Genomic DNA, 4,612 nt, shown 5'->3' on the forward strand with positions numbered 1-4,612 from the left:
TGCCCGGCGGCGGCGAGCGCGGCACCCAGCACGGCGCCGACCCGACCGGCGCCAACGACACCGACGGTGAGCAGACGGGAGGTGACGGCGCGGGTGCCGGGAACGGCGCGATCCCACGAGGCGGCGGGCCCGGGTGGGCCGGCCGGACGCGGGCGCAACGGTGCGCTCATGACGACGATCCAGTCCTCGAGAAGGGGTACCGGTCGATCGCAAGTATGCGCCCGGCCTACCGAACCCGGACAAGCATGTGTGAAAACCTTCACCGCCGAAGGAGAGGCCCCTTGTCAACGCCTCCCTGGGGACGACGACGTGATGGCGCTCAGCTCGGTGGCCACCTCGGCGATCAGATCGGCGAGCGACGCATCGCTGTCGGGCGAGACCCAGCGGGCGTACGCGACGCGGAAGACCGTGCCACCCGACTCGGTGGCCAGTATGGCCGTGGTCTCGTCGAAGCCCTTGGCACGGAGGGCGGCGGTGACGGCGGCCAGCAGGGCGCCCGTTTTGCGCAGCTCACGCTCCTGCAACTCCGGGCTGCTCTCAATGATCGACTGGCGCATCCGGACCAGCTCGCGGCGGTCGGCGAAGATTTCCGCCGCCATCTGACGGAAGGCGGCGACGACCGCCTCAAATGGGGCGGCGTCCGTCTCGGCGACCACCTTGACCAGGGCCTCCTCCACGCGCTCACTGCCGCTGAAGAGAGCCTCGCGCTTGTCGCCGAAGAGACGGTAGAAGGTGCGTTTGTCGAGGCCGGCACGGGCGGCGATGTCGGCGACCGTGGTCTGCTCGAAGCCGCGCTCGCGGAACAACTCGAAAGCGGCCGCCTCCAGGCGGCCGCGCGCGTCTGGTTGCCAGCGAGCCATGTGGCGATGGTATCCGATGTCACGCTGCGACATTGTTTCGTCCGAGCGATGTCACGTGGCGACATCACGAGGTACGGTCATGTCGCAAGGTGACATGCCCCTACCCACGAAGGATCCACCATGCGCGTATTCGTCACAGGTGCCTCCGGCCATCTCGGCTCCGCGGTCGTGCCGGCACTGCTCTCCGCCGGACACGAGGTCGTCGGCCTGGCCCGCTCCGACACATCCGCCGCCGCGATCGAGAAGCTCGGCGCTGAAACACGCCGCGGCGACCTGTCCGACCTCGACGTGCTGTCCGCGGAGGCAGCCGCGTCCGACGGAGTCATCCACCTGGCGTTCCGGCACGACCTCATGCTCAACGGCGACATGGCCGGCGCAGCCAAGGCCGACCTGGACGCCCTCAAGGCACTTGCCGACGGCTTGGGCGGCTCCGGCAAACCGCTTGTCGGCACGAGCGGGACGGCCATGCTCGCGATGGGCGGCATCGTCGGTCGCCCCGGCACCGAACGCGACGCCTTCCCGAGCGGCTACCGGATCGACGCGGAGAACTTCGTGGTCGACCTCGCCGCCCGCGGTGTGCGCTCCTCCATCGTCCGGCTCGCGCCCACCGTGCACAGTTCGCTCGACCACTACGGCTTCATCACCGCCATCATCGCTGCAGCCCGGCAGAACGGGTACGCCGCGTACGTCGGCGAAGGCGCCAACCGGTGGCCGGCCGTGCACACGCTCGACGCAGCCGAGCTCTACCGTCTGGCCCTCGAAAGGGCCCCGAACGGTGCGCGCCTGCACGCAGCCGCCGACGAAGGAGTCCCCTTCCGGCAGATCGCCACCGCCATCGGCCGCAACCTCGACATCCCGGTCCGAAGCATCGGCCCCGACGAGGCAGACAACTACTTCGGCTTCCTCGGATCGTTCGCCCAGATGGACAATCCGACGTCATCCGCGATCACGCGCGAACTGCTGGGCTGGGCCCCTGCCCACCCCGGCCTGATTGCCGACCTGGACGAGGGGCACTACTTCCGGGCGTGAACCACGAACGGCGGCCCCGACCGTAGGGTCGGCACGGTGACCCACGCTCAACTCGGAGTGGACTGATGTCGATCCTGTGGCGAGACGCGATGAGCCGGGCGCTCTACGGGCCGGGCGGCTTCTTCGTCGCCGGCACCGGGCCGGCCGACCACTTCCGCACCAGCGTGCACGCCTCCCCAGCCTTCGCCGCCGCCCTGCTGCGCCTGATCACGGAGGTGGACGCCGCCCTCGGCCACCCCTCGCGACTTGACGTGGTCGATGTCGGGGCTGGGCGCGGGGAACTGCTCCGCGCCCTGCTGGCGTCCGTCCGGGTTGCGGTGGGGGTTTCCGGGGAGCCCGCCCGCTCCGGGCGGTCAGGCTTGATCCCTCCGCGGGCGGGCTCCCCGGAAACCCTGACTCCCACGGCCCCCGTCCGTTCCTTGCGGGATGAGCCGTCGTCCGGCACGGTCCGACCGTCGCTTGCGGCGCGGGTCCGCTTCACAGCCGTCGAGTACGCCCACCGCCCCGAGAACCTGCCCGAAGAGATCACCTGGACGTCCGAGATCCCCGCCGAGATCACCGGAGTGCTGCTCGCCACCGAGTGGCTGGACAACGTCCCGCTCGACGTCGCGGTGCACACCGAGGACGGCTGGCGATACCTGTTGGTCGACCCCGAAAGTGGCGTGGAGACGATCGGTGAGCCGATCAGCTCCGATGATCTCGACTGGCTCACGACCTGGTGGCCCAGCCCCGAAACCACCCACAGCAACCACAGACGAGCCGAGATCGGCCGAAGCAGAGACGAAGCCTGGGCACACGCGGTGGGGAAGATCAGCCGAGGTCTCGCAGTAGCGGTCGACTACGGGCACCTGAGGGAGGCACGACCGGCCGACGGGACGTTGACCGGGTACCGGGGTGGGCGGCAGGTGCCTCCGGTCCCGGACGGGTCGAGCGATGTCACCGCGCACGTGGCCATGGACTCGGTCGCCTCCGCTGGTGCGGCGGTCGCCCGGTGCGCGTACTCCCTGGTCTTGCAGCGGGAGGCGCTGCGGGCGCTCGGGGCCGACGGCGGGCGACCACCGCTCAGCCTGGCCGGCACCGACCCCGCCGGCTACGTGCGGGCGTTGGCCGCCGCGTCGGCGGTGGCCGAGCTGACCGACCCGGCCGGGCTCGGCGGACACTTGTGGTTGCGCCAGCCGGTCGGCATCCCCCTCGGGCCGGCCGTGGCACGATGACGGGCATGACCACCGACGCCGGGGCCCTCCGTGAACTGACCGTCGGCACCGGAGCTGGCCTGGTCGCCGGCACCGGTGATCAGCAACTCGGCACCGACATGGTGCTGAACATCGGCCCGCAACACCCCTCCACCCACGGTGTGCTGCGGTTGAAGCTGGTGCTCGACGGCGAACGGGTGGTCGCCTGCGAACCGATCGTCGGTTACATGCACCGGGGCGCGGAGAAGCTCTTCGAGGTGCGTGACTACCGGCAGATCATCGTGCTGGCCAACCGGCACGACTGGCTCTCGGCGTTCTCCAACGAGCTGGGTGTGGTGCTCGCGGTGGAACGCCTGATGGGCATGGAGGTGCCGGAGCGGGCCACCTGGCTGCGGATGGCCCTCGCGGAGCTGAACCGGGTGCTCAACCACCTGATGTTCCTCGGCTCGTACCCGTTGGAGATCGGGGCGATCACACCGATCTTCTACGCGTTCCGGGAACGCGAGACCATCCAGGCGGTGATGGAGGAGGTCTCCGGCGGCCGGATCCACTACATGTTCAACCGGGTGGGCGGCCTCAAGGAGGAGGTCCCGTACGGGTGGACCGGGCGGGCCCGCGCGGCCATCGGCGAGGTACGCCGCCGGTTGCCCGACCTGGACCACCTGATCCGGCGTAACGACATCTTCCTGGCCCGCACCGTGGGCGTGGGCGTGCTGTCCGCCGCGGACGCCGCCGCGTTCGGCGCGTCCGGGCCGGTGGCCCGAGCCTCCGGGCTCGACCTGGACCTGCGCCGCGACGACCCCTACCTGGCCTACGACGAGCTGGACGTGCCGGTGGTCACCAAGACCGCCGGCGACTGTCACGCCCGTTTCGAGGTGCTGCTCGACCAGGTGTACGCGTCGCTGGACCTTGCCGAGCAGTGCCTCGACCGGGTGGACCGGCTGACCGGGCCGATCAACACCCGGCTGCCGAAGGTGCTCAAGGCGCCGGAGGGGCACACGTACGCCTGGACGGAGAACCCGCTCGGCATCAACGGCTACTACCTGGTGTCCCGGGGCGAGAAGACGCCGTGGCGGTTGAAGTTGCGCACCGCCTCGTACGCGAACGTGCAGGCGTTGGCCACTCTGCTACCCGGCTGCCTGGTCCCGGATCTGATCGCGATCCTCGGCTCGATGTTCTTCGTGGTCGGCGACATCGACAAGTGACGCGGGCCGCCTGACCGGTCAGCGCCAGCGGTCGGCGGGTGGCGCGCCACCGGCACGCGGCACGTCGTCCTGGGGTGGGTAGCCGTAGCGCTCGTCGACCCGCCGCCGGCCGGTCCGCTCCGGCGCGGGTTCCGCCTGGTGGCCGCGTTGACGCGGTGGACGCCACTCGTCCGGCACCGGCACACCGCCCACCGGCAGCGCGCGGCGGCACCCCCGGCCCCCGCGATGATCACCTTGAGGCCCCGTTCGGCGGCGTCGCGCCCGTACTCGATCATCGCGACCGGAGTCCGGTGCGCCGAGATCACCCGCACCTCGTACGCCACGC

General features: G+C 70.7%; 5 protein-coding genes and 2 pseudogenes. 3 read left to right on the forward strand and 4 right to left on the reverse strand.

Annotated features, from left to right (window positions below; all coding sequences use genetic code 11):
• Both PSH25_RS34220 and PSH25_RS24860 read right to left on the reverse strand, forming a co-directional pair.
• Window positions 1-170: pseudogene (locus PSH25_RS34220) on the reverse strand (DUF2520 domain-containing protein); the annotation flags it as partial.
• A gap of 114 nt (window positions 171-284) precedes the next feature.
• A complete protein-coding gene (locus tag PSH25_RS24860) occupies window positions 285-893 on the reverse strand; it encodes a TetR family transcriptional regulator (RefSeq protein ID WP_238661366.1) in 609 nt (202 codons plus the stop codon).
• 87 nt (window positions 894-980) lie between these two features.
• Between PSH25_RS24860 and PSH25_RS24865 the strand changes: the two genes are divergently transcribed.
• The 3 genes from PSH25_RS24865 (at window position 981) to PSH25_RS24875 (ending at window position 4,287) form a co-directional block, all read left to right on the forward strand.
• On the forward strand, window positions 981-1,889 hold the full coding sequence (locus PSH25_RS24865; RefSeq protein ID WP_238661367.1) for an SDR family oxidoreductase: 909 nt from the start codon (window positions 981-983) through the stop codon (window positions 1,887-1,889).
• 65 nt (window positions 1,890-1,954) lie between these two features.
• On the forward strand, window positions 1,955-3,103 hold the full coding sequence (locus PSH25_RS24870) for an SAM-dependent methyltransferase (RefSeq protein WP_238661368.1): 1,149 nt from the start codon (window positions 1,955-1,957) through the stop codon (window positions 3,101-3,103).
• Window positions 3,100-4,287 carry an NADH-quinone oxidoreductase subunit D gene (locus PSH25_RS24875; protein WP_238661369.1) on the forward strand — a complete coding sequence of 396 codons (1,188 nt, stop codon included), beginning with the start codon at window positions 3,100-3,102 and terminating at the stop codon, window positions 4,285-4,287. Before PSH25_RS24870 ends, PSH25_RS24875 begins: the two co-directional genes overlap by 4 nt.
• An 18-nt stretch (window positions 4,288-4,305) precedes the next feature.
• Here the strand turns inward: PSH25_RS24875 and PSH25_RS24880 are convergent, their stop codons facing one another.
• Together PSH25_RS24880 and PSH25_RS24885 are read right to left on the reverse strand one after the other, a co-directional pair.
• Entirely contained in the window at window positions 4,306-4,464 is a 159-nt protein-coding gene (locus PSH25_RS24880) for a hypothetical protein (RefSeq protein ID WP_238661370.1), read from the reverse strand.
• A 26-nt stretch (window positions 4,465-4,490) separates the two neighbouring features.
• A pseudogene (locus PSH25_RS24885) lies at window positions 4,491-4,612 on the reverse strand (AIR carboxylase family protein); the annotation flags it as partial.

The sequence above is a fragment of the Micromonospora foliorum genome, from assembly GCF_022229015.1.
GTDB classification, from domain to species: Bacteria; Actinomycetota; Actinomycetes; order Mycobacteriales; family Micromonosporaceae; genus Micromonospora; species Micromonospora foliorum.

Bases quoted from the DNA above. Each gene is read 5' to 3' on its own strand.
- PSH25_RS24860 (WP_238661366.1), bottom strand. From the start codon at position 893: ATGTCGCAGCGTGACATCGGATACCATCGCCACATGGCTCGCTGGCAA.
- PSH25_RS24865 (WP_238661367.1), top strand. From the start codon at position 981: ATGCGCGTATTCGTCACAGGTGCCTCCGGCCATCTCGGCTCCGCGGTC.
- PSH25_RS24870 (WP_238661368.1), top strand. From the start codon at position 1,955: ATGTCGATCCTGTGGCGAGACGCGATGAGCCGGGCGCTCTACGGGCCG.
- PSH25_RS24875 (WP_238661369.1), top strand. From the start codon at position 3,100: ATGACGGGCATGACCACCGACGCCGGGGCCCTCCGTGAACTGACCGTC.